Raw genomic sequence first — 23,611 nt, 5'->3', positions numbered from 1 at the left:
GGTAAGCACATAGTAAGCAGCGGGGACGAACCGAGCGGTCGGTCCCGTCCGCATAATGAGAGGGTACGCGCACACAAACCCCTCACAGATCGACGCTTCTGCGGGCCGGTAAGCAGTCCTGTCAACTAATTTGCTGGGTAACTCATGTTTCGTAATGAGGGGGTCGGGGGTTCGAATCCCTCTTGCGGCACCACCACTTAGCCCTGCGCTTGCTGACCGAATGACCGGCCCGGCATGCATATGGCAGGCAGCATGGCGAACAACTCGACCATCTCCGAGCTGCGCTAGGCCGCCGTGGTCAGCGGCCAGGACATCGACGCCACCGTCGATGCGGTGCCGGCCGAGCTCGTCACCGAATCGTATCCGCTCGCGAAGGCTGGGCGCCGATCTCGTCGCGTCCCTCCGTACGCACACCTGGGCGACCGAGGCGCTGATCGCCGACAAGCCGGCGCGCCTGGAGGCCAAAGGCCCAGCCATCAGCCAGAAGCAGCGGACCGCGATCCCGTGGCGCTTCGCGAGGGCTGCTCCCGCCTCTCTTGATGCGAGCCCCGCGGCGTCATGTAACAAGGCTGCTTTCGACCCGCCTCGGTGACACGCGGGAGAATATCAAGGCTGCGCGGGCGGCAGTTGAATGGACGCCTCGCACCACAGCGCGACCGGCGGCCGCGTAGTCGCAATCTCGCGACCAGCTGGCATCGTCATGTCTTGAGCCAGCGCATCTCAATGACTGGATCTACTACTGCAGACCGCGGTGATCTCGTCGAATTCGCGGGGATAGTTATCGAAATTTATCTCTCTGAGCCGCAAGCGATCGGAAATTACATAACCAGCAGCAGATGGCCAGCCGGCAGCAATACGAGAATACGAGACGAATCAACTTAAAGTAGAAAATGCGGAGTTCAATCCTTCTCGAAAAGTCTACACTTAAAGAAAGTTTACTGATATTTTATTAGTTTATGAAAGAATTGGCATAGAAACGTCGATATTAAAAGCAGGTTAAGATGCTGTCTCTCCGTCCCAGCCATCACGCGAAATTGAATGCGCTCGACAGCTCTCACGCACTGATCGAATTCGATCTCGACGGAAAGGTCGTCACCGCCAACGCCAACTTCCTGTCGATCCTCGGCTACCGACTGGACGACATCAAGGGGCGGCATCACTCCATCTTCGTCGACCCGGTCGAGCGCGAGAGCGCAGCCTACAAGGCGTTCTGGGACGCTCTGCGCAGCGGTGTACATCAGACATCTGAATACAAGCGCATCGGCAAGGGCGGCCGCGAAGTCTGGATTCAGGGGAGCTATACCCCACTCATCGGGCGCAACGGCAAACCCTACGGCGTCTTCAAATGCGCCACGGACATCACAGCGCAGAAATTGCGCAACGCCGATTTCGAGAGCAAGCTGAACGCCCTCGACCGCTCGCAAGGGATCATCGAATTCAACCTCGACGGGACGATCATCACCGCCAATGAGAACTTCCTCGCGGTGGTCGGCTACAGCCTCGACGAGGTGAAGGGCAAGCACCATGCGATGTTCGTCGATGCGGCAGACCGCGATACCGCGGCCTACCGGGCCTTCTGGGACCGGCTCCGGAGCGGCGAGTATCAGCAGGCGGAGTACAAGCGCATCGGCAAAGGCGGCCGCGAGGCCTGGATCCAGGCCACCTACAACCCGGTCCGCGACGCCGCGGGCCGCCTCGTGAAAGTGGTGAAGTTCGCCACCGACATCACCGAGGCCGTGGCCGAGCGGCTGCGGCGGGCCGAAATCCACCGGGGCGTCGACCGCGACCTCGACGTCATCAGCGGCTCGATCTCTCATGCGTCGCAGCAGGCGGTGAGCGCGGCAAGCGCGGCCGCGCAGGCCTCAGGCAACACCCAGAGTGTCGCCGCCGGGTCCGAGGAGCTTGCCGCCTCGGTCGGCGAGATCAGCGCCCAGGTGAACCGCGCGCTGCAGGTCACGGGGCGGGCCGTCGAGCAGGCGGTCGCCACCTCGACAGTGGTCGCCGGCCTCGCCTCCGCCGCCCAGCGCATCGGCGAGGTGGTCGAGATGATCAACACGATCGCCGGGCAGACGAACCTGCTGGCGCTGAACGCGACGATCGAGGCCGCCCGGGCCGGCGAGGCCGGCAAGGGCTTCGCCGTGGTGGCCACCGAGGTGAAATCCCTCGCGGCCCAGACCGCGAAGGCGACCGAGAGCATCAGCAGCCAGATCGCGCAGGCGCAGGACGCTGCGAATCAGGCCGCCACCGCCATCGCGGGCATCGGGCAGACGATCGGAGAGGTCAACGAGATCTCCTCGGCCATCTCGACGGCCGTTGAGCAGCAGGCTGCGGTCGCCCAGGAGATGTCCATCAACATGCAGGCCATGACCCAGGCCGTAGGGGAGATCAGCCGCAATGTGAGCGTGATCGCCGCCTCGACCCAGGAGGTCGACTCCTCAACGCGGCTGGTGCGTGAGGCGTCACGGGCCATGGTAGCTTAACACCGCCCGTCGCTGCCGCTTCTGCCTCTGCGGTCGTCCGCTCCAGCGCGGGCCGCCGTAAGGCCGTCCGTCGCGGAGCGCGCGAGTCGGTTCGACCGCGGGACCGGGAGGCTCAAGACGGTAAGGCGCCGTCGACCCGTGGCGGCACCTCACGCTTCCGCACGATCCGGGCCCGGTCCCGCAGCGTGACCTCATGGGTCGGCCATTCTCGGCAGGCAGCCTCGAACGCGGCGAGCGCCATCGACAGCGGGTAGATGGTGGCGAGGTGCAGCGCGACGTTGCCGCCGGCGTCGCGCCAGACCTCGATCGTGTAGGGCACCCCAGGCGGCACCGGCGGGATCTGCTTCGCCGGCGGCGGCAGCGTGATCGCGGCGAGGCAGAGGCGCTCGTATTTCCGCGCGGGCGCAGCCCCGGGCCGGCGCTGGTAGCGGCACGACGCCGTCAGGTGGCGGAGCAGATCCACCGTCGGGACGTCGGCGCCGTAGCGATCGATCAGGCTGGCCACGGTGTAGCGTCCCGAGCGCTTGCAGGGCGCGCAGTCGACGTAGACCCGACCAGGCTGGACGTTGCCCAGGCGCCCCATTCTGGTGCTCCTCCGCTTGCGAACGAACGCAGAACAAGCCTGAGGCGGGGGGAAGCTTCAAGGCGCCCGCGCTTCTGATCTTCGCAACCGGTGGACGAATGTGAATGGCGGCCGATTTCGGCTGTCTGGGCATCGGCTTATGAGAGAACCGCGCTCGGATGATATCGGCCCGCGCCCAGGCCATCGCCTGTCTCGGCCTGCGGACCGCCACGAAGAAGCAGCACGTGGCCGAGCATGCCGCCGACCGGCGGTCCGGCAACTGGGGGGCTCGGGGACTCTCACAAGCCAGTGCGTCCGAGAACGATGCCGCCCCACGGTCGAAGGCAGCATCCAAGGAGGAGGCTCCATGAGGCAGGCTGCGAGCGATGAACGGCTCTCCCTCGACGCCGTGTCGGTCGAGGACCTGAACGCCGCCCTCCGCGTGGTCCGGCGGCTGCACCTGGAACTGCTGGGCTTCCTCATCCTGTTGCCGATCGTCGGCATCGGCCTGTCGTGGCTCAGTACGGCCCTCGCACCACCCTATGGCCTCTCCATCTTCGGGCAAGGCCTCGTGACCTGGGGCTTGCTTCTGACGCTCGCCCTGCTGTTCGGGCTGTTCTGGTGGCGGGGACGACAGGTCGGGCTTCTCCTGCACGACCCGGCCATCCTGGCGTCGCCGGAGATGAGCCTGATGTCGGTGCCCGGCGTGTTGGCCGCGCGAGCGCAGGCCCTGGGCCTGGAATGGAGCGGGTTCTACGGGCCGCTCCGCCCGCGCCGAAAGTGAGTCCGCGTCTAGATCAGGCCGCCTGACGATCCCGCGGTCAGCGTCTGGCCAGCCCGGTTCACGAGCTTCGCGAAGGCCAGCGCGGCCGCCGAGGCCTGGGTCTCGGACGGAAAGGTGCGGTCCGATTCCAGGACCGTCATCTGCGTCGCGTCGAGCAACACCCAGGTCCAGAGGTGGCGGCCGGTGGCGCGGATCTCGAAGTGCATGGCAGGCTCGTGGCGCAATGGGACATGCCCGCACCATGCGCCGCGAAAAGGCCTGACGCGTTAATGGCTTGGCCGGCGCAACAACCTGCGTCGGCTAACCGCGCGGTTGCCCCCGACATCCTCGCAGATCACAGGCGGGATCAGCCGCGCCCCTTGGCCGCGAACTCCCAGACCGGCGGTCCCCAGGTCTGACCCGGCTTGGTCCGGTAGCCGGAGAAGCGGTCGAACACGACCCGGTCGGGCTCGACGCCGGTGACCCGGCTGTCGTTGACCATCAGGGCGCCGGCATATTCCACGCGCAGGAATCCGTGCTCCGGATGGACCCCGAACAGTTGCGGCGCGGTCCAGCCGAGCCGATGCGCCTCGGCGCCGAACTGGTCGAGGAAGGCCAGCGCGCTCGCCCGCATCGCCGCCCACTTCGCCGGCAGGAGATACCGGCACGGCGAGGCGTGCTCGGACAGGCGCTCGATCTGGTCGCGCCAGGACGCGACGGCGGGCGGGAGGTCGGACATGACGGCCGGGTTAAGGGGCGCAGACTTAATAGACCGTCATCGGGCGGAGAATGGCAGACGGAGGGAGAAGAACGTCGTGATCGCGCCGCTGCGCTAACCTTGAGCTTCTGACAAGAGCTTATCGCGTGGTTTGTGCTTGGCTCGTTCGTGCGCCAGATTTGGTCGATGTCGCTCGAGGACGCCTATCGTGCTCGGCAGACCGAGCCTGCGTCGAGCTTCCGGGACCTCGATGACGTGGTACTGCGCGTCGACGCGATCAGCGATGACGGCGACCGCATCGCCGCGGGCACGGAAGGCACGATCGTCAGCATGCATGATGATGGTGCGCGCTTCGTCGTGGAATTTTCCGAGCCGGACGGTGTGCTGGTGACAGCTCGGCCGCATCAGCTTCCGCTCGCGAACAGATCGGACGTTGAGCGCGAAGCTCATCCCGGTCCTCTTCACGATCGATGGCCCGATCCCCAAGGCGATCCCGTCAGGATCCGCGCGGCCCCGCCCCGATCTGCTCACGGGACGGGGGAGTGTCCGATCTCACCAACGATGAGCCATGCCCATACGCCGAGCGGCTTGAGGCCAAGACGCTGACACCCGAGTTACAGCGCCGCCGGTGCATCGAAGCCGCGGGTGACGCTGGCGCCGGCGAGGATCAGACCGATTTCGATGCCGCCGTGGGACAGATCAGGACGCCGGTGAAGGCCAAGGGCCGAGCGAACTCGCGGCGTCGTTGAGCCGGACTCCCGCGAAGGTGAGCGTCGCCGTGTAGACGACGGTTCCAGCCTCATCGCGGACCAGGACAACGAAGGCTTGGTTGTCCCCGTCGCCCGGGATCGCGAACCGTGCGATCTCGGGCAGGCTTCGCATCGCGAGAGCGCGGGCCGCCTCAAAATTAGCGCAGTCGCTGCCTTCCTCGTCGCGATGGAAGCTTCGGTTGCTGATATCGAAAAAGTACCGCGGCATGGGGCGCTCCACAGTAAAGGGGCGGGAGCACGCTCTACTCTCGGCCACTGACGCCCGAATCAATCTGCCAGCGATAGGCGCACCTTTACACGGTCATGCGTGGTCGGCATTGATCTGGATCGCCGAATACCGCCTATCTCGTATGACCACACTGCATCATCGCTGACGAATAAACGCGGACGGGGCGGCCCTTCCGGGATCCGCGCCCTGGGGGATGAAAAGCCGGATCCGCGGCGCGAAGCGGTCGTTGCCCTGCGCCTCGGCGCGATGTTGATCGCGTTCCGCGGCTGGAGCGCTGCCGTGAGGGCCTGCTCGATATCGGCGATGCTCGGGATCGGCGCGGCGATACCGGCGCCGGGCCCGCGCCGCCCGTCCGGGCGGCGCCGACGATGGATCCGGTGAGGCGCACAGTGCGTCGATCACGGCGCTGGCTCCGATGCCCTCGGACGGTTTCCGGCGGAGACTCCTCACGGTCCGATCGGTTCGTCCTGAACCGCCCGACGGCGCCAAGCCGTGAGCAGAGCGGCGAGGGCGTCGGGGTCCAAACCGTAGCTGTCCGGCAGCCCGGCTCCACGCCCGGTGAGCTGGCGGTTCAGGGCGACGAGGCGGCCCTCTCCGACGCGCGCATCGTCGAACACGACCATCCGCTGCATCGTGCCCTTCACGGTCACCGCTGTGAAGCCGCTGACGTCGTGCCAGGACATGCGCCGCGACCGGCCGGCATGCACGATCGCCAAGCCCGTCCCGTCGAGATACAGCGACGAACCCCGGATCGCCACGAGGATCAGGACCGGCAGGCCGCCCAGGAACAGCACGACACCCGGCCAGAGCAGCACCCGCATCGTCACCGACGGCGCCTCGTGCATCAGCATCCAGACCATGACCCCACCGAAGACGGCCGAGAGGGCGGCGAGGAACAGGATCTTCTTCACCGAGGCCCGTAGAACCACCGGACCGGGATAATGCGCGAGCACGGTCTCCGCCGAGCGGGTCTCCGATTCCAGCAACCCGGGCCGCATGTGCCAGACGGAGACCGCCGCACAGACCCCGAAGAACGCTGTCGTCGCGACGCCACCGTCCGCCCCCGTGACGATCATTCCGATGCCGCCAGCGACGAGAACGAGGCTGAGGCCGAGCAGCAGCGCGTGTCGGAAACGGGAACCGCTGGCTTGGTTCGACACGGACAACCTACCCCTGATGGGCGCGGCCGATCAGGTTCGTCCGCGTCCGGTTGCTCATGGTCACGCCAAGGCCAGCACGCCCGCGACCACCGCCACGCCGACCCCGAGCCACGCCACATAGTCGCCGATCAGGCCGCTGTGCAGCACCTCCAGCGCACGGGTCGGCGCCGATTGCGTCGCGCTCACCGGCCGGACCACCAGCGCCGGCAGGCGTCTCCGGAACAGCCCGTAGCCGGCACCCGCCAGCGCGGCGACCACGGAAATCCATGGCAACCAGCCCGGTCCCTCCGCGAGGGTCTCCACCGCCGGCCGGTGCAGGAAGGCCGACGCCGCCCGCGGAAGGGCGTGCTCGATCAGGCCCGCCGGCACACCGACGTCGAGGGCGAGCAGAACGCAGCAGGGCGCCAGCATCAGCCAGAGCGGCCGATTGGCCTTCTCGCGCTCGTCCTCGCTCGGTGCCCCGGCCTCGTCGCCGGGATCGGGCCCCAGGCCCAGGAAGATGCGTCCTGCCGCCCGGAGCACCGCCGCCCCCGTCAGGGCCGCGCCGATGGCGCCGGCCGCCAGCGCGATCCCGTGCCCCTGCTGTGCCAGCGCGCCCTGGACCAGGCGCGTGCCCTGATCGAGCACGCCGAGCGGGAGGCCGCAGAGCAGCAGCCCGGCCAGACCCATGGCGATCCCGGCGGGCCAGATCCCCCGTCCGAGCCCCCGCAGGGCGATCTCGTCGATGCTGGCCTGGGTCGCGAGCAGGATGCCGGCGATCATGAACAGGGCCCCCTTCACCAGCCCGTGGCCCACCACGTAGACCAGCATACCGCCGGTCCCGTCCACCGAGAGGGCCCCGAGGCCGGTGAGCATGATCCCGGCATGCGAGATCGTCGAGAAGGCGAGCATCCGCTTCAGGTGGCGCTGCAGCAGGGCCATCCAGCCGCCCAACAAGGCGGTGAAGCTGCCCAGCCCGATGAGGAGCGCGGGCAGGGCGTGCCGAACCTGATCGGAGCCGCCGAACACGACGGCGCTCACCTTCGCGAGGCCGAACAGCCCGAGCGAGACCATCGCCCCCGAGAAGATCACCGAGACCGGGCTCGGCGCCACCGCGTGGGCGTCGGCGAGCCAGAACTGGAACGGCACGATCGCGCCCTTGATCATCAGGGCGGACGCCACGAGGCAGAAGGCTCCGGCCACCACCGGATCGCGGCCGCCTCGCGCCACGGCGGCCGCGATGCCCTCGAAATCGAGCGTGCCGGTCTGGGCGTAGATCAGCCCGATGCCCCCGAGCATCAGGAAGCCCGCGAGGCTGTTGACCACGGTGAAGTTGATGGCACCTGCCAGCGACGATTCCGCCAGATGGTAGGCCGTCAGCGCGAAGGCCGCGACGCTCATCACCTCGAACCACACGAACAGGTTGAACATATCGCGGGTGAAGCAGAACCCGACCATGGCGGCCAGGAACAGCAGCATCAGGATGTGGAAGTGGCCGTGGGTGCGATCGAAGAAGCCCCAGGCGAACACGAAGGTCAGGGCGTAGAGGAGGCCGATGAAGGCCGCGACCCAGCCGCTGGCCTCGTCCACCGAGAAGCCGATTCCGAGATGGACGCCGTCGCGCGGCTCCCAGCCGCCGAACCAGTAGACCAGGGGCCCGTCGGCGGCATGCACGGCGATGACGCCGCAGAGCACCGCGACGCTCAAGGCCGCCAGCGTCGCCAGGATGTCGGGGAGGCGGCCTGGCAGGAAATGGGCGGTCGCCAGCATCGCCGCGCAGATCACGAGCGGGATGGCGACCGGTAGCGGGAGAAGGGCGGCGGGAAAAGCGGTCACGAGGCTTTCCGCTCCCCATCGCCCACCCGGTTCGATCCCCGATCGCGCCCGGACTGGCCGCCCGCGCGCATCGGCCGGAGCTTCTCCGGGTCCAGGCTGCCGCCGCGCTTGTAGGCCTGGATCGTCAGGACGAGGAGAAGCGCGGTGAGCGTTGCGCCGACCACGATGTCGGTGAGCACCAGCGCCTGCATCACCGGGTCGACGGCGGGCGTTCCCGGCGGGTGGTCGTAGAAGATCGGCGCGATGCTGCCCCAGCGATAGCCGAGGCCGAGCAGGAGCACGTAGGTCGCCGATTGGCAGACGCCGAGGCAACCCACGAGGTGGATGAAGTTGCGGCTCGTGGCGATGCCGTAGAGACCGATCCCGAACAGCCAGGCGGCAACCGCGTAGGGGAGAACACTCACGCGGATTCCTCCCCCGGTTCCTCGGGCTCGCGCGCCTCGCGGGTCTCCTCCATGAATTCCAGGAAGAGCTGCGTGAAGCCGCCCGTCACCGCCAGGGCGACGCCGAGGTTCTCGACGAGCATCAGGCCGCCCGAGAACAGGTCGCGGAAGGTGCCGAGCGGCAGGATGTTCTGCATGAAGGCGGCGCCGGTGAGCATCGGCGCCAGCCCGCACAGGGCGAAGAGCAGCGCGCCCCCGCCCTCCAGGGCGTCGAGCCAGTGGCTGCGGATGGCGTCGCGCCAGCCGGCATAGCCCTCGCCGAGATAGATCAGCAGGGTCCCGGAGGCGAGGATGACGCCGCCCTGGAAGCCGCCGCCCGGCGTCACGGTCGCGTGCAGCACGACGTAGAGGCCGAACAGCGCGGTGAGCGGGCCGGCGATCCGGCAGGCGAGCACGACGGCCTCCGAGCGCGGGATCACGGCGCGGCCGGGCCGGCGCATGGCGCGCTCGGTGTTGCCCTCGCCGCGCCGCCCGCGCAGCAGCACCACCGTGCCGGTGATCGCCGCGAGCAGCATGAACTCCTCGCCGAGGGTGTCGAGGCCGCGCAGGTCGAAGTTGATGGCGCTGACCATGTTGGCGACGTGCCGCGCCTCGGGGGCGACCGCGTTGATGCGTTCGCCATACTGCGCGATCGTCGATCCGAAGGGCGGCAAGCCGGCGATCACCGCCGCCGCGCCGGGGAGCAGGGCGAGGCCCGCGAGGGCCAGAAGGACGATCCGGGCGTTCGGGCTCACGAATCCTCCTCGGGCGGCTGGGTCTTCACCGCCATGAGCGCCACGAGGAAGAGGAGCGGGACGGCCGCAGTGCCGACCGCCAGCTCGGACAGGGCGACGTCGGGCGCCTGAAGGGCGTCGAACAGGATCGCCAGGACGAGCCCGTTGACCGCGATGGCGAAGACCTGCCGGGCGGGATCGCGCACGAGGACCACGGCAGTGCCCGAGATCGCGGCGAACAGGAACAGCAGCGGCAGGATCGCCGTCATGCCGAGCGGCCCTCGCGCATCAGCACGGCCCGGCCGGAGACGTGCGACAGCACCGCCGCCCAGGCGAGGAACACCACCATCATCACCAGGATCTTGAGCGAGCGCCCGGAGACGCCGTCGGCGAGGAACGCCGCCATGGTGACGAGGACTGAGGCCGCGACGTTGAGGAAGGCCAGCGCGTGCAGCCGGTCGAGGGCCCGCGGCAGGCGCCACAGGGCGAGCGCGGCGAGCCACGTCACCGCCACCGCGAGGACCAGCAGGACACCGATGACGACGCTCATATCCAGCGCTCCAGGAAGACGGCGAGCAGCATCGTGCCGGGCAGGTTGAGCAGAACCAGGGTGAGGGCGAGGTCGGTGATCGAAGCCTGGTCCGTGGCGAAGGCCATAAGCGTCAGGATCAGGACCGTGACGCTGCCGGCGAGCTGGTAGGCGGCGAAGCGCTGGCCGGGCCGGCCCCGCCACGCCAAAGCCGCCGCAACGGCGAGCGGCGGCAGCAGCGCCAGGATGGCGGCCGTCCAGACCGTCATCGCGCCTCCTCCAGGCCGTGCGTCACCACCGTTCCGTGATCGCGGTCGAGGGTGAGGACGTAGCTGTCGGGGGCGAGCGAGGCGGCGAGCAGTCCGACGGCCCGCGCGGCCGGCGCCGTCGCACCGTCGGGCGTCGCCCAGGCGAAGTCGGAGGCGCTCCGCTCGCGGGTCGTCCCGCCGCCGGCGCCGCCGCGCAGGGCCCTCACCAGCTGGCCGCCCACCTGAACGGTCTCGCGGGGCAAGCCGCGCAGGGCCCGCCAGATCGGCCGCAGCGTCCCCCGGTCGAAGCGGAACCGCACGCCGCCGCGCCGGCCGACGCCCCACCACCACAGCGTCCCGAGGCTGGCGCAGACGAGGGCGGCGAGTCCCTCGTTCACGCTCACCGAGCCGGCAAAGACCATGTAGGTCAGTGCTAGGGCGACCCAGATCGCGAGGCCATCACGCCCCGAGCGCCTTCTGAGTCCGCTGATCGGTCCTGCCCGCATCGATCCTGACCGGAGCGCGCCCCGCGGAAGCGTGGCCATGCGCATGACCGACCGAACGTCACGGCGGGCGCCCGCGTTCCCGGAACCCGAAGACACGCTTCCGTGTAGGGCGATCAGAGATGGGAGTGCGCATGAAGGCCGAGATCCTGAACATCCGCTTCCTCCACGAGGGCTGGAGCCGGTTCGGCATCGCGCAGGTGCGCCTCGCTGACGGCGCCGTGGTCGAGCGGGAAATCGAAGATCACGGCAACTCGGTGGGGATCCTGCCCTACGACCCGGAGCGGCGGGTCGCGACGCTCGTGCGCGAGTTGCGGGTCCCGCCGCTATTCGCGGCCGGCGAGCAGGTCCAGCTGGAAGCCCCGGCCGGCCTGATCGATGACGGCAGCCCGGAGGAGAATGCCCGCCGGGAGGCGATGGAGGAGGTGGGCCTGCGCCTGCACGCCCTGGAATTCGTCGGCGCCACCTATTCCTGCGCGAGCCTCACCACCGAGAAGATCCACCTGTACCTCGCGATCTACGGCTTGGCGGATCGGGCCGAGCCGGGCGGCGGGGCCGAGGGCGAGCACGAGAACATCCGGGTCGTCGAGATCCCGCTGGCCGAGCTCGCCGCCCGGGCCGACCGCGCCGAGATCACCGACCTGAAAACGCTCACCCTGATCCTCGCGCTCCGGGCACGCCATCCGGAGCTGTTCCACCGGTGAGGAACCGCCAGCGCGCATTCGCCCAGGGTCTGCTGACCGCGCTGGTGCTGGCCGGGGTCGCGTGGATCGCGTTCCACCTGCGCTGAAAGCGACCTGCGTGAAGGACACTCATGCGGACAGTAAGCTCCGAAGAGCCGTCGGCACGTCTTGATCGCCGGCCACGGCGGGCCCATCGTCCGCGCAAGACTCGGGAGGTCACCGGATGACGCGCGCCTGCATCGTGGGCTGGGCCCACACATCCTTCGGCAAGCTGGAGGAGCCGGATGTCGAAGGGCTGATCGCCCGGGTCTCGGGCGAGGCGCTGGCCCATGCCGGCGTCGAGGAATCCCAGGTCGACGGCATCTATGTGGGCTCGATGAACACCGGCTTCTCGAAGCAGGGCTTCGAGGGCGCGCTGGTGGCGGTGAATCGGCCCGGCCTCGCCCACGCCCCGGCGACCCATCTGGAGAACGCCTGCGCCACCGGGTCGGCGGCCCTCTACGCGGCCCTCGACTTCGTCGACAGCGGCCGCGGCCACGTGGCCCTTGTGATCGGCGCCGAGAAGATGACGGCCAAGACCGTCGCCGAGACCGGCGACATCCTCCTGGGCGCCTCCTACCGGAAGGAGGAGGCCGACATCGAGGGCGGCTTCGCCGGCGTGTTCGGGCGGATCGCGGCGGGCTATTTCCAGCGCTACGGCGACCGCAGCGAGGAGCTGGCCCGGATCGCCGCCAAGAACCACCGCAACGGCGTCGGCAATCCCTACGCGCAGCTGCGCAAGGATCTCGGCTTCGACTTCTGCAACCGAGTCTCGGAGAAGAACCCCTACGTGGCCGCTCCCCTGCGGCGCACCGACTGCTCGCTGATCTCGGACGGCGCGGCGGCCCTGGTGGTGGCGGATGCCGAGACGGCGGAGGGTCTGGAGCGGGCGATCGGCTTCCGCGCCCGGGCCCACGTCAACGACATCCTGCCGCTGTCCCGCCGCGACCCGGCGGAGTTCAAGGGCGCGCGGATGGCCTGGGAGAAGGCCCGCGCGCAGGCCGGGATCGCCAACGAGGACCTCTCCTTCGTGGAGACCCACGATTGCTTCACCATCGCCGAGCTGATCGAGTACGAGGCGATGGGCCTCGCAGCCCCCGGCGAGGGCTACCGCGTGGTGCGCGAGGGCCTGGCCGAGAAGGGCGGGCGGCTGCCGATCAACCCGTCCGGCGGCCTGAAGGCCAAGGGCCATCCGGTCGGCGCCACCGGCGTGTCGATGCACGTGATGGCCTGCCTCCAGCTCATGGGCGAGGCCGGCGAGATGCAGGTACCCGGTGCGGAACTCGCCGGGATCTTCAACATGGGCGGCGCGGCGGTCGCCAACTACGTGTCGATCCTGGAACGGCGGCGCTGAGCGGAGGCTCGGCGGCCCGGCGACGATCCAGAGGGGCAGGCTTCCTCTCTGGACCGGACGAGGATCGAACGCGAGAGGTCAGGTCCTTCGGGAGGTCTCGCCGTCGCCGTCTTCGCGACCGGAGCGCGGCAATCCAGCAGGGCGATGACGGCCAGCGCGCATTGCCGTGGTTCGCTGCGGTCGCGGCGGATGAGGAGAGGGGCCGCACGCCCTTCGGACGCGAGCGTCCCGCTCAGCCCAGCCGGTCCAAGGCCTGCGTGAGATCGGCGATCAGGTCGGCCTCGTCCTCCAATCCGATGGAGAGGCGAACGGTTTCGGGCCCGACCTGCGCGGCGGCCTTCTCGTGTTCCGGCAACTGCCGGTGGGTGGTCGAGGACGGGTGGATCGCCAGCGACTTGATCTCGCCGATGTTCACGAGGTGCGAGATCAGCTCCAGGGCGGCGATGAACGTCAGGGCCGCCGGCTCGCCGCCCTTCAGGGCGAAGGTAAAGATCGAGCCCGGCCCGTTCGGCGTGTAGCGCCGGGCGAGGTCCTCCCCGGGCTGTCCCGGCAGCATCGGATAGCTCACCCAATCCACCGCCGGATGGTCCTTGAGGAAGGCCGCGACCGCCCGCGCATTTGCGCAGTGCCGCTCCATGCGCAACGGCAGGGTCTCGATGCCCATGAGCGTCAGGAACGCGTTCATCGGCGACAGGCCGGGCCCGAGGTCGCGCAGGCCGAAGAACCGGCAGGCGGCCGCGAACGGGGTTTCGGGGAAGGCCTTGGTCAGGACGAGGCCGTCATAGTCCGGCCAGGGCTCGGTGATCAGGTTGTAGCCGCCGGCCTTTTCCCAGTCGAAGCGGCCGGCGTCGCAGATCACGCCGCCGATGGTCTGGCCGGAGCCGCTCAGAAACTTCGAGGTCGAGTGCCAGACGATGTCGGCGCCGTGCTCGATCGGTCGGATCAGGGCCGGCGAGGCCAGGGTATTGTCTACGACGAGCGGGAGATCGTGGCGCCGCGCCACCGCGGCGATCCCATCGAGGTCCACCACCGACGCGCAGGGATTCACGATCGATTCGCAGAAGATGGCCCGGCAGTCCGGGGTGATGGCCGCCTCGAAATCCTCCGGGGCCATGCCGCGTGCGAAGCGGGGCTTCAGGTCGTAGCGCCCATCGAGGCGGCGCATCAGACCGAGTGACCCGCCGAACAGGCGCGGCGATGCGACATAGGCGTCGCCGCTCTTCATCAGCGTCATCAGGACCAGCTGCATGGCGGACTGTCCTGAAGACACCGCCACGCCGGCCTTCGCGCCCTCGAGATCGGCGATGCGACGTTCCAGCGCGGCGACGGTGGGGTTCGAGCCGCGGGAATACGAGAAGCCTGTCCGCCGGCCGGCGAAGATGTCCGCCGCCTGCTCGGTCGAGTCGAACACGAAGCCGTTGGTGAAGTAGATCGGCTGGACCCGCGCGCCCGTGGCGGGGTCCGGCGCCGCGCCGGCATGGATGGCCCGGGTCGCGAAACGGTGCGGTCGGTTCTGATCCGTCATGGCTCTCGGTCGGGTGTTCGATGCCCGGACCGGGGCGTCAGCCCGAGCGGATCCGTGCGTCACGCCGCGCGGCGGAGGAAGGCCTGCAGGGTTCGGACCAGGGTGGTCGGCTCGTAGGGCTTCGGAATGAACCGGGCGCCCTCCGGCATGTCGTTGGGACCGGGCGTACCCATGCCCGACACCACAAGAACGGGGATCGACGGCCAGCGATACGCCACGAGGCGGGCGAGGGCGAAACCGTCCATCGAACCCTGCGGCATGTCGACGTCGGTCATCAGGACGCCGACATCGTCACGGTTCTCCAGGACCTTCAGCGCCTTGTCGGCGTGCGTCGCCTCGACGACGGTGAAGCCCGCATCCGCAAGGGTGTCAGAGGCCTCCATCAGCAGGAGGCCGTCATCCTCCACCAGGAGCACCACGGGTTGATCGGACGGGCTATCTGACATCAGACCTGCGAAGGTGAGTCTCAATTCCGAAGTCCGCGCCCTATTCCTCCGGGGCTCCCCCCGTCAAGGCGCGGGACCGGTTCGGTCAGGCCGCCTCCTCGCGCTTGCCCAGGCGCTTGTCGAGATAGGTGTCCACCGTCTGTGTCAGTTCCTCGACCTTGCCGTCGAAGAAGTGGTTCGCGCCATCGACCATCTGGTGCTCGATGATGACGCCCTTCTGGGTCTTCACCTTCTCGATCACCGGCATGACCTCGCGGGCGGGCGCCACCCGGTCCTCGGAGCCGTGCACGAACAGGCCGGAGGAGGGGCAGGGGGCCAGGAAGGTGAAGTCGTAGCGGTTCGCCATCGCGGCGATGGAGATGAAGCCCTCGATCTCGGGGCGGCGCATCAGGAGCTGCATGCCGATCCACGAGCCGAACGACACGCCGGCGATCCAGCAGGACTTCGCCTCGGGGTTGACCGACTGCACCCAGTCGAGGGCGGCGGCGGCATCCGACAGCTCGCCCGAGCCGTGATCGAAGGAGCCCTGGCTGCGGCCGACCCCGCGGAAATTGAAACGCAGGGCTGCGAAACCGCGATTGGCGAAGGTGTAAAAAAGGTTGTACACAATTTGATTGTTCATCGTACCCCCGAACTGGGGGTGCGGGTGCAGGATGATGGCGATCGGCGCACCGCGCTTCTTGGGGGCTTGATAACGGCCTTCCAGGCGGCCGGCCGGGCCGGTGAAGATGACTTCGGGCATCGCTCGTCTCTCACTCTCGAGATCGCCCGCCGGGCGATCGGCACGGCGACGCGGCAGCCTTGACTCGTCGCGCGCGCCCCATAAAAGCAGTCTTAGAATGGTTCTAGATGATTAGAACTATTCTAAAGAAGCCGCCTGAAGCTTCGCGCCGGCTGCCACGCCGACCGGATTGGGGCGGCGGGATCTCATTCTCTCGGCGCGCCTTAGCACGGCGAGCCGGTGCGCGGGCAAGGAATTGTGACGCGCCGCAGCAGAGGACTTAACGGAACGCGGATGAGCCGGGGACGCGCCTATCTCGACTACAATGCGACAGCTCCGGTCCGTCCGGCCGTCGCCGAGGCGGTGGCGCGCGCGCTGATGCTCCCCGGTAACCCGTCCTCGATCCACGCGGAGGGTCGGGCCGCCCGGGCCGCTCTTGAAGCGGCCCGCGCCGAAGTCGCGGCCCTGGTGACGGCGCGGCCCGAACAGGTCGTCTTCACCAGCGGCGGCACCGAAGCCGCCAACGCCGCCCTGTCGGGCGCCCTGCGTCGCCGCAGCACGCCGGCTCCGACCCGGCTCCTCTACTCGGCGACGGAGCACCCCTGCGTCGCGGCGGGTCACCGGTTCCCGGAAACGGCCGCGGAGGCGTTGCCGGTCACGGCCGACGGCGTGGTCGACCTCGCCGCCCTGGGGACACGGCTCGCCGCGCTGTCCGACGAGTCCGTGCTCGTCTCAGTCCATGCCGCCAACAACGAGACCGGCGCCGTGCAGCCGCTGGCCGACATCGTCGGGTTGGCTCGCGAGCACGGCCGGACCATGGTCCACAGCGACGCGGTGCAGGCGGCCGGGAAGGTCCCCCTCGACATGGCCGGCCTCGGCCTCGACGCACTGACCCTGTCGGGCCACAAGTTCGCGGCGCCGAAGGGTGTCGGCGCGCTGGTGCTGGCCGACGGGGTCACCCTGGAGACCGCCTTTATGCGGGGTGGCGGGCAGGAGCGCCGGCAGCGCTGCGGCACCGAGTGCCTGCCGGCCATCGTCGGCATGGGCGAGGCCGCGCGGATCGCCCGCGAGTCGCTCGACCGGGAGAGCGCGCGCCTCGGGGCGCTGCGCGACCGGATCGAGGCTGGCATCCGGGCCCTGGCGCCCGACGCGGTGGTGTTCGCCGCCGGGGCCCAGCGCCTGCCCAACACCCTCAGCTTCTCGGTCCCGGGCCTCGATGCGCCCTCGGCCCTGATCGCCCTCGACCTCGCCGGCGTGGCGGTGTCGTCGGGCTCGGCCTGCTCTTCGGGCAAGGTCGCGCGCTCGGCGACGCTCGCCGCGATGGGCGTCGGTCCTGACCTCGCCGGGGGGGCGCTGCGCGTCAGCCTCGGCTGGAACACGGTGGACGAGGAGGTGGCATGCTTCCTCGACGCCTTCGAACGGGCCTTGCAGCCCCTATATAGACGGCGAGGACAGGCGGCCTGAGGGCCGCGCCCCCGCTATCCGACAGACGCTTCCCGGCCCTTGACGCCGGAGATGCCCAGGAGACGCTGATGCCTGCCGTGCAGGAAACCATCGACCGGGTCCGCTCGATCGACCTCGACCAGTACAAGTACGGGTTTGAGACCACCATCGAGATGGAGAAGTCCGCGAAGGGCATCTCCGAGGACGTCGTGCGCTTCATCTCGGCCAAGAAGAACGAGCCCGCGTGGCTGCTGGAGTGGCGCCTCGACGCCTACAAGCGCTGGCTGACCATGAAGGAGCCGGAGTGGGCGCGGGTCTCCTACGACAAGGTCGATTACAACGACATCTACTACTATGCGGCGCCCAAGCGTCCGGCGGCGATGTCGCTCGACGAGATCGATCCTGAGATCCTGAAGACCTACGAGAAGCTCGGCATCCCGCTCCGCGAGGTCGAGGTGCTGGAGGGCATCGCGCCGGAGCGCCGCGTCGCGGTCGACGCCGTGTTCGACTCGGTCTCGGTGGCCACCACCTTCAAGAAGGAGCTGGAGAAGGCCGGCGTGATCTTCATGCCGATCTCCGAGGCCGTGCGCGAGCATCCCGAGCTGGTGAAGAAGTACCTCGGCTCGGTCGTGCCGGTGACCGACAACTTCTTCGCCACGCTCAACTCGGCCGTGTTCTCGGACGGGTCGTTCGTCTACATTCCGCCGGGCGTGCGCTGCCCGATGGAGCTGTCGACCTATTTCCGCATCAACGAGCGCGACACCGGCCAGTTCGAGCGCACGCTGATCATCGCCGACAAGGGCTCCTACGTCTCGTATCTCGAGGGCTGCACCGCCCCGAAGCGCGACGACAACCAGCTCCACGCCGCGGTGGTCGAGCTCGTCGCCCTGGACGATGCCGAGATAAAGTACTCGACGGTCCAGAACTGGTACCCGGGCGACAACGAGGGCAAGGGCGGGATCTACAACTTCGTGACCAAGCGCGGCGATTGCCGTGGCGCCCGCTCGAAGATCTCGTGGACGCAGGTCGAGACCGGCTCGGCGATCACGTGGAAGTACCCGTCCTGCATCCTGCGCGGCGACGATTCCCGCGGCGAGTTCTACTCGATCGCGGTGTCGAACGGCATGCAGCAGGTCGATTCCGGCACCAAGATGATCCATCTCGGCAAGAACACGACGAGCCGGATCATCTCGAAGGGCATCTCGGCGGGTCGGTCGCAGAACACCTACCGGGGGCTCGTCTCGGCCCACAGGAAGGCTTCCAACGCCCGGAACTTCACGAACTGCGACTCCCTGCTGATCGGCGACCAGTGCGGCGCGCACACCGTGCCCTATATCGAGTCGAAGAACGCCTCGGCGGTGTTCGAACACGAGGCGACAACCTCGAAGATCTCCGAGGACCAGAAGTTCTACTGTCAGCAGCGCGGCCTCTCCGAGGAGGAGGCGACCGCACTCATCGTCAACGGCTTCGTCCGGGACGTGCTGCAGCAGCTGCCCATGGAGTTCGCCGTCGAGGCGCAGAAGCTGATCTCGATCAGCCTGGAAGGCTCGGTGGGCTGACCGCCTGGGCGGTTTCGACGACGACGTGCTGCGGGCCGCGCATCGGCACAGCGCGCGGCACGCCGACGAGGTCAGGAGCAGCGTCCTGTGCGGATGCTTCTTCTGCATCGAGGTTTTCGCGCCGGACGAGATCGCGGGGTGGATCGCCGATGATGGCACCGCCCTCTGTCCCCGGTGCGGCATCGACGCGGTGACCGGCGATCTCTCCGGCTACCCGGCCGGGAACGTCGCGTTCCTGAGGGCGATGCGAGACAAATGGTTTTGAAGGACTTGGACTGACATGCTGGAAATCAAGAACCTCGTCGTGCAGATCGAGGACAACCGCATCCTGAACGGCCTGAACCTGACCGTGAACGACGGCGAGGTCGCGGCGATCATGGGGCCGAACGGCTCGGGCAAGTCGACCCTGTCGTACGTCATCGCCGGCAAGGAGGACTACGAGGTCCTCGACGGTGAGATCCTGCTCGACGGGCAGAACGTGCTGGAGATGGCCGCCGACGAGCGCGCCGCGGCCGGTATCTTCCTGGCCTTCCAGTACCCGCTGGAGATCCCCGGCGTCGGCACCATGACCTTCCTCAAGGCCTGCCTCAACGCGCAGCGCAAGGCGCGCGGCGAGGCGGAGCTGTCGACCCCCGACTTCATCCGGGCGGTGAACGGCGCCGCCGACAAGCTCGAGATCAACAAGGAGATGCTCAAGCGCGCCCTCAACGTCGGTTTCTCCGGCGGCGAGAAGAAGCGCATGGAGATCCTCCAGATGGCGCTGCTGCAGCCGAAGTTCTGCGTGCTCGACGAGACCGATTCCGGCCTCGACATCGACGCCCTGCGCATCGTGTCCGAGGGCGTGAACGCGCTGCGCGACAAGAACCGCTCGTTCCTGGTCATCACCCACTACCAGCGGCTGCTCAACCACATCGTGCCCGACACCGTGCACGTCATGTCGAAGGGTCAGATCGTGAAGACCGGCGGCAAGGAGCTCGCCCTCGAACTCGAGGCCTCCGGCTACGCCGAGTATCGCACCAACGAGGCGGCCTGAACCATGGCCGGCGTCACCAACCTCCGCTCCCCCGCCGAGGCCGGCCTGTCGAAGCTGTTCGAATCGGCCCGCCAGAGCTTCGCCAGCGAGACGGCGATCGCCCGCGAGGAGGCGTTCCGCTTCTTCGAGGCGACCGGCCTGCCCAGCCGCCGGGTCGAGGCCTTCAAGTACACGGATCTGCGCGCCGCCATCACCGAGGCCGCACCGCCGGCCGATGCGCCGAGCCTCGAGGTCGCCAAGGCGGCCGTCGCGCAGGCGAAGGGCTTCTCCGGCATCGAGGCCGCGCGCCTGACCTTCGTGAACGGGCACCTCATCGGCGAACTGTCGGATCTCGATGCGATCCCCGAGGGTGTCACGGTCGTGCCGATGTCGGAGGCCCTCGCCAAGGGCCATGCCGGCCTGAAGCAGCTCGCCCCGGTCGCACAGGCCCGGGAGAACCCGGTCTACCAGCTCAACACCGCCTTCCTGGCCGATGGCGCGGTGATCACGGTCGCTGCCGGTGCGAAGCCGGTGCGGCCGCTGCATCTCCGCTTCGTGGGCACCGGCGACGCGCCGTTCTCCACGGCGACCCGCGTGCTCGTCCAGCTGGGCGAGGGCGCGGAGTTCAGCCTGCTGGAGAGCCATGAGGGAACGGACGGCCTCACCTGCCAGCCGAACGACGCCCTCGACGTGGTGGTCGGCCCGAAGGCTGCCTTCCGGCACACCCGCCTGAACATCGAGGGCGATGCCACCATCGCGCTCTCGACCCTGTCGTTGAAGGTCGAGGCCGAGGGGCAGGTGGAAACCGTGAACCTCGTGACCGGAGCGGTGCTGTCGCGCCACCAGATCTTCGTGCACATCGCGGGCGAGGACACGAACGTGGTCGTCAACGGCGCGGCCATGCTGCGCAGGGGACAGCTCGCCGACTCGACGCTTCTCGCCGACCATGCCGCCGTGGGCGGTGTCGGCCGCGAGCAGTTCAAGTGGATCATCGACGGTGACGCCACCGGCGTGTTCCAGGGCAAGATCATCGTCCGTCAGGCCGCCCAGAAGACCGACGGCAAGATGAAGTCCGACTGCCTCCTCCTCACGGACGAGGGGCAGATGATGAACAAGCCGGAGCTGGAGATCTTCGCCGACGACGTCGCCTGCGGCCACGGGGCCACCTGCGGTGCGCCGGACGACGATCTGCTGTTCTACCTGATGGCCCGCGGCCTGCCGCGCGCGATCGCCGAGAGCCTGCTCGTGCAGGCCTTCGTGGGCGAGGCGGTGGAAGCGGTCACGCACGAGGGCGCCCGCGCGGCGCTGGTCGGCGAGATCGAGGCCTGGCTGAAGGCACGGGTGTAGCGTCCGCAACCCGCTCCGTCCTGCACGCGATGCGCTCTCCTCCCCCGTGCGGGGAGGAGCCCGAGGTTGGAGCGGCGCCGGTCGAATCTCGGCGGCGCCTCATGACCCGCCCGCACCCTTACCCCTCCCCGCATGGGGGAGGGGGCCCGTCCTCTTCGAAGGGTGGGCGCTCAGTGAGTGAGAAGCGATGAACGCACCCGTCCTCACCCCCACCTACGACATCGAGGCGATCCGCAAGGATTTCCCGATCCTAGGCCAGCAGGTCTACGGCAAGAAGCTGGTCTACCTCGACAACGCCGCTTCGGCGCAGAAGCCCCGTCAGGTGATCGACGCGATGGTCTCCTGCATGGAGACCGGCTACGCCAACGTCCACCGCGGCCTGCACTACATGGCGAACGCCGCCACGGAGGGCTTCGAGGGCGCCCGTGAGACCACGCGGCAGTTCCTCAACGCCGCCTCCACGGACGAGATCATCTTCACCCGCAACGCCACCGAGGCCTACAACCTCGTGGCCTCGTCGATGGGCTGGGCCGGCCTGATCGGGGAGGGGGACGAGATCATCCTCTCGATCATGGAGCACCACTCCAACATCGTGCCCTGGCACTTCCTGCGCGAGCGCCGGGGCGCCGTGATTAAGTGGGCACCGGTGGACGACCAGGGCAACTTCCTGGTGGAGGAATACGAGAAGCTGTTCTCGCCCCGCACCAAGATGGTGGCGATCACCCACATGTCGAACGTGCTGGGCACGGTGACGCCCGCCGCGGAGATCGTGCGTATCGCCCACGCCCACGGCGTCCCGGTCCTGCTCGACGGCGCACAGAGCGCGGTCCATCAGCCCGTCGACGTGCAGGCGCTCGATTGCGACTTCTTCGTCTTCACCGGCCACAAGGTCTACGGGCCGACCGGAATCGGCGTGCTCTACGGCAAGAAGGAATGGCTGGAGCGCCTGCCGCCCTACCAGGGCGGCGGCGAGATGATCCGGACGGTGAGCGAGGACGCGGTCACCTACAACGAACCGCCGCACAAATTCGAGGCGGGCACCCCGGCCATCATCGAGGCTGTCGGCCTCGGCGCGGCGCTGGAATACATGATGACGCTGGGACGCGACGCGATCGCCGCCCACGAGGCGAAGCTGACGGCTTACGCGCAGGAGCGGCTCGGCGCGATGAACGCCCTGCGCCTGATCGGCACGGCTGCCGGCAAGGGCGGTGTGATCGCCTTCGAGATGAAGGGCGCTCATGCCCACGACATCGCCACGGTCATCGACCGCCAGGGCGTGGCGGTCCGGGCCGGGACCCACTGCGCCATGCCGCTGCTCCAGCGGTTCGGCGTGACCTCGACCTGCCGCGCGTCCTTCGGGCTCTACAACACGACCGCCGAGATCGATGCCCTTGCCGAAGCGCTCGGCAGGGCGGAGATGCTGTTTACCTGATATCTGGATCCGAGGCTGGTCCCGTCCGCGCGGGTCCGGGGAGAGTGAAGCGATGACCACCGACGCCACCATCACGGGGGGCATGAACGCCCCCGCCGTCGAAGGCGATTCCGCGATCCCGCAGGCGGAGCTCGATCGCCTGACCGACGACATCGTCGCGGCCCTGAAGACCGTCTACGATCCCGAGATTCCGGCTGACATCTACGAACTCGGCCTGATCTACAAGGTCGATATCGGCGACGATCGGAAGGTCGCCATCGACATGACGCTGACCGCCCCGGGCTGCCCGGTGGCCGGTGAGATGCCGGGCTGGGTGGAGAACGCGGTGAGCGCCGTGCCGGGCGTCCAGTCCTGTTCGGTGACCATGGTGTTCGATCCGCCGTGGGATCAGAGCCGCATGTCGGACGAGGCGCGCGTCGCCCTCGACATGTGGTAGGGCGGATCCGCGTTCACAGGCTCCTGAACACGCATGGGCGCGTGCCGCGAGGCGCGTGACCGCGCTCGAGTTTCGCTGCTGCGACAAGGGCATAAGCCGAAACGTTGGCATTGCGAAGGAATGGACGGCACCGGCGGACCTGCGGCGATCTACGTAGCCGTTAAGGTCTCGCTAACCATCGCGGCGCAGAGCGGAGACGGCCGCAGCAACAGCGGCAACTCCCTCGATACGGTTGGTGGAAACGGATGGCTTCGGGCTACGTGGTCGCGGCGTTCCTGGAGGCGGCCGGGCTGGTCGGCCTCGTGATCGCGGTGCTCCGGATACGGACGGAACGCCAGGCGAAGGCCGCCGAATTGCGGAGCTTTCTCCGCTCCGGGCAGATCCCGTCCGCCACCGCCGGAACGCCCCGCCGCGTGGACTTCGCGTCGCACGCGGTCGCCGTCCCGTTCACACCGGGACGCGGCAGCGGATTGCAGGGCCGCCCTTCGGCAGCCCGCTCGGCGCTCGGACGCGCCATCGTGCGCGGCGGCCCGGCCCTGCCGCCCCGCCTGACCGGTGCCATCAGCGCAGGATGATGTCGAGGCCGCTGCCGAACAGAACGACGGCGCTGAGCGTCAGCATGAACTTCAGATCTTCCAGGCGCGCGCTCATGATCGATCCTCGTTGTTCGGCTGACGGGCC

At 68.5% G+C, this 23,611-nt stretch carries 28 protein-coding genes; 12 read left to right on the top strand and 16 right to left on the bottom strand.

The window, feature by feature from the left end:
• Positions 1-1,001 precede the first annotated feature (1,001 nt).
• Complete coding sequence (locus tag A3862_RS27700; RefSeq protein ID WP_111474143.1) at positions 1,002-2,480, top strand: methyl-accepting chemotaxis protein; 1,479 nt, start codon at positions 1,002-1,004, stop codon at positions 2,478-2,480.
• A gap of 112 nt (positions 2,481-2,592) precedes the next feature.
• On the opposite strand, the gene A3862_RS27695 is transcribed toward A3862_RS27700, so the two are convergent.
• On the bottom strand, positions 2,593-3,063 hold the full coding sequence (locus tag A3862_RS27695; protein ID WP_043755790.1) for a hypothetical protein: 471 nt from the start codon (positions 3,061-3,063) through the stop codon (positions 2,593-2,595).
• 346 nt (positions 3,064-3,409) lie between these two features.
• Here A3862_RS27695 and A3862_RS27690 point away from each other — a divergent pair, with 346 nt between their 5' ends.
• A complete protein-coding gene (locus A3862_RS27690) occupies positions 3,410-3,826 on the top strand; it encodes a hypothetical protein (protein ID WP_043755792.1) in 417 nt (138 codons plus the stop codon).
• An 8-nt stretch (positions 3,827-3,834) separates the two neighbouring features.
• On the opposite strand, the gene A3862_RS27685 is transcribed toward A3862_RS27690, so the two are convergent.
• The 12 genes from A3862_RS27685 to A3862_RS27625 form a co-directional block, all read right to left on the bottom strand.
• The gene (locus A3862_RS27685; protein ID WP_043351974.1) at positions 3,835-4,032 is read right to left on the bottom strand and encodes a hypothetical protein; all 198 of its coding nucleotides are present in this window, start codon (positions 4,030-4,032) and stop codon (positions 3,835-3,837) included.
• 140 nt (positions 4,033-4,172) lie between these two features.
• Positions 4,173-4,544, bottom strand: coding sequence for a hypothetical protein (locus A3862_RS27680; protein ID WP_043351972.1), 372 nt, complete (start codon positions 4,542-4,544; stop codon positions 4,173-4,175).
• Between the two features lie 93 nt (positions 4,545-4,637).
• A complete protein-coding gene (locus tag A3862_RS31710; RefSeq protein ID WP_164706404.1) occupies positions 4,638-4,973 on the bottom strand; it encodes a hypothetical protein in 336 nt (111 codons plus the stop codon).
• Positions 4,974-5,222: 249 nt separating this feature from the next.
• Positions 5,223-5,501, bottom strand: a complete 279-nt coding sequence (locus A3862_RS27665; RefSeq protein ID WP_043755794.1) for a DUF6894 family protein — start codon at positions 5,499-5,501, stop codon at positions 5,223-5,225.
• A 467-nt stretch (positions 5,502-5,968) separates the two neighbouring features.
• Positions 5,969-6,682, bottom strand: coding sequence for a hypothetical protein (locus A3862_RS27660; protein ID WP_236961565.1), 714 nt, complete (start codon positions 6,680-6,682; stop codon positions 5,969-5,971).
• A 60-nt stretch (positions 6,683-6,742) separates the two neighbouring features.
• A complete protein-coding gene (locus A3862_RS27655) occupies positions 6,743-8,497 on the bottom strand; it encodes a complex I subunit 5 family protein (RefSeq protein WP_043755798.1) in 1,755 nt (584 codons plus the stop codon).
• The gene (locus A3862_RS27650; protein WP_043351959.1) at positions 8,494-8,901 is read right to left on the bottom strand and encodes a sodium:proton antiporter; all 408 of its coding nucleotides are present in this window, start codon (positions 8,899-8,901) and stop codon (positions 8,494-8,496) included. Before A3862_RS27650 ends, A3862_RS27655 begins: the two co-directional genes overlap by 4 nt.
• Entirely contained in the window at positions 8,898-9,674 is a 777-nt protein-coding gene (locus tag A3862_RS27645; protein ID WP_043755800.1) for an MnhB domain-containing protein, read from the bottom strand. The genes A3862_RS27650 and A3862_RS27645 overlap by 4 nt, the downstream gene beginning before the upstream one ends.
• Positions 9,671-9,922 (bottom strand): Na(+)/H(+) antiporter subunit B, encoded by a 252-nt coding sequence (locus A3862_RS27640; protein ID WP_043383840.1) that lies wholly within the window; start codon positions 9,920-9,922, stop codon positions 9,671-9,673. The genes A3862_RS27645 and A3862_RS27640 overlap by 4 nt, the downstream gene beginning before the upstream one ends.
• Positions 9,919-10,203, bottom strand: a complete 285-nt coding sequence (locus A3862_RS27635; protein WP_043755801.1) for a monovalent cation/H(+) antiporter subunit G — start codon at positions 10,201-10,203, stop codon at positions 9,919-9,921. The genes A3862_RS27640 and A3862_RS27635 overlap by 4 nt, the downstream gene beginning before the upstream one ends.
• On the bottom strand, positions 10,200-10,451 hold the full coding sequence (locus A3862_RS27630) for a monovalent cation/H+ antiporter complex subunit F (RefSeq protein ID WP_043351953.1): 252 nt from the start codon (positions 10,449-10,451) through the stop codon (positions 10,200-10,202). The genes A3862_RS27635 and A3862_RS27630 overlap by 4 nt, the downstream gene beginning before the upstream one ends.
• Positions 10,448-10,936, bottom strand: a complete 489-nt coding sequence (locus A3862_RS27625; protein ID WP_043383834.1) for a hypothetical protein — start codon at positions 10,934-10,936, stop codon at positions 10,448-10,450. The genes A3862_RS27630 and A3862_RS27625 overlap by 4 nt, the downstream gene beginning before the upstream one ends.
• A gap of 131 nt (positions 10,937-11,067) precedes the next feature.
• On the opposite strand from A3862_RS27625, the gene A3862_RS27620 reads away from it, so the two are divergent.
• Together A3862_RS27620 and A3862_RS27615 are read left to right on the top strand one after the other, a co-directional pair.
• Positions 11,068-11,637, top strand: a complete 570-nt coding sequence (locus A3862_RS27620) for an NUDIX domain-containing protein (protein WP_043755804.1) — start codon at positions 11,068-11,070, stop codon at positions 11,635-11,637.
• 202 nt (positions 11,638-11,839) lie between these two features.
• Entirely contained in the window at positions 11,840-13,009 is a 1,170-nt protein-coding gene (locus tag A3862_RS27615; protein WP_111474142.1) for an acetyl-CoA acetyltransferase, read from the top strand.
• A 232-nt stretch (positions 13,010-13,241) separates the two neighbouring features.
• Here the strand turns inward: A3862_RS27615 and A3862_RS27610 are convergent, their stop codons facing one another.
• The 3 genes from A3862_RS27610 to A3862_RS27600 form a co-directional block, all read right to left on the bottom strand.
• On the bottom strand, positions 13,242-14,534 hold the full coding sequence (locus A3862_RS27610; RefSeq protein WP_043755809.1) for an O-acetylhomoserine aminocarboxypropyltransferase/cysteine synthase family protein: 1,293 nt from the start codon (positions 14,532-14,534) through the stop codon (positions 13,242-13,244).
• 59 nt (positions 14,535-14,593) lie between these two features.
• Positions 14,594-14,980: a response regulator gene (locus tag A3862_RS27605; RefSeq protein ID WP_043351947.1), complete on the bottom strand. Its 387-nt coding sequence runs from the start codon at positions 14,978-14,980 to the stop codon at positions 14,594-14,596.
• An 85-nt stretch (positions 14,981-15,065) separates the two neighbouring features.
• Positions 15,066-15,722: an alpha/beta hydrolase gene (locus A3862_RS27600; RefSeq protein WP_043351944.1), complete on the bottom strand. Its 657-nt coding sequence runs from the start codon at positions 15,720-15,722 to the stop codon at positions 15,066-15,068.
• A 273-nt stretch (positions 15,723-15,995) separates the two neighbouring features.
• On the opposite strand from A3862_RS27600, the gene A3862_RS27595 reads away from it, so the two are divergent.
• The 8 genes from A3862_RS27595 (at position 15,996) to A3862_RS27560 (ending at position 23,505) form a co-directional block, all read left to right on the top strand.
• Entirely contained in the window at positions 15,996-17,165 is a 1,170-nt protein-coding gene (locus tag A3862_RS27595) for a cysteine desulfurase family protein (RefSeq protein WP_043755812.1), read from the top strand.
• 68 nt (positions 17,166-17,233) lie between these two features.
• Positions 17,234-18,703 carry a Fe-S cluster assembly protein SufB gene (sufB, locus tag A3862_RS27590; protein WP_043351940.1) on the top strand — a complete coding sequence of 490 codons (1,470 nt, stop codon included), beginning with the start codon at positions 17,234-17,236 and terminating at the stop codon, positions 18,701-18,703.
• A gap of 25 nt (positions 18,704-18,728) precedes the next feature.
• A complete protein-coding gene (locus A3862_RS27585; RefSeq protein ID WP_043755814.1) occupies positions 18,729-18,968 on the top strand; it encodes a hypothetical protein in 240 nt (79 codons plus the stop codon).
• Positions 18,969-18,983: 15 nt separating this feature from the next.
• Positions 18,984-19,736 (top strand): Fe-S cluster assembly ATPase SufC, encoded by a 753-nt coding sequence (sufC, locus tag A3862_RS27580; protein ID WP_043351937.1) that lies wholly within the window; start codon positions 18,984-18,986, stop codon positions 19,734-19,736.
• Positions 19,737-19,739: 3 nt separating this feature from the next.
• Positions 19,740-21,062 (top strand): SufB/SufD family protein, encoded by a 1,323-nt coding sequence (locus A3862_RS27575; RefSeq protein ID WP_043755815.1) that lies wholly within the window; start codon positions 19,740-19,742, stop codon positions 21,060-21,062.
• A 187-nt stretch (positions 21,063-21,249) separates the two neighbouring features.
• Positions 21,250-22,494, top strand: coding sequence for a cysteine desulfurase (locus A3862_RS27570; protein ID WP_043755817.1), 1,245 nt, complete (start codon positions 21,250-21,252; stop codon positions 22,492-22,494).
• 52 nt (positions 22,495-22,546) lie between these two features.
• Positions 22,547-22,930 carry an SUF system Fe-S cluster assembly protein gene (locus tag A3862_RS27565; protein ID WP_043351932.1) on the top strand — a complete coding sequence of 128 codons (384 nt, stop codon included), beginning with the start codon at positions 22,547-22,549 and terminating at the stop codon, positions 22,928-22,930.
• 245 nt (positions 22,931-23,175) lie between these two features.
• Positions 23,176-23,505: a hypothetical protein gene (locus A3862_RS27560; RefSeq protein WP_043755820.1), complete on the top strand. Its 330-nt coding sequence runs from the start codon at positions 23,176-23,178 to the stop codon at positions 23,503-23,505.
• Positions 23,506-23,611 lie beyond the last annotated feature (106 nt).

The sequence above is a fragment of the Methylobacterium sp. XJLW genome, assembly GCF_003254375.1.
Taxonomy (GTDB): Bacteria; Pseudomonadota; Alphaproteobacteria; order Rhizobiales; family Beijerinckiaceae; genus Methylobacterium; species Methylobacterium fujisawaense.
This window is presented reverse-complemented; position numbering and strand designations above follow the sequence as displayed.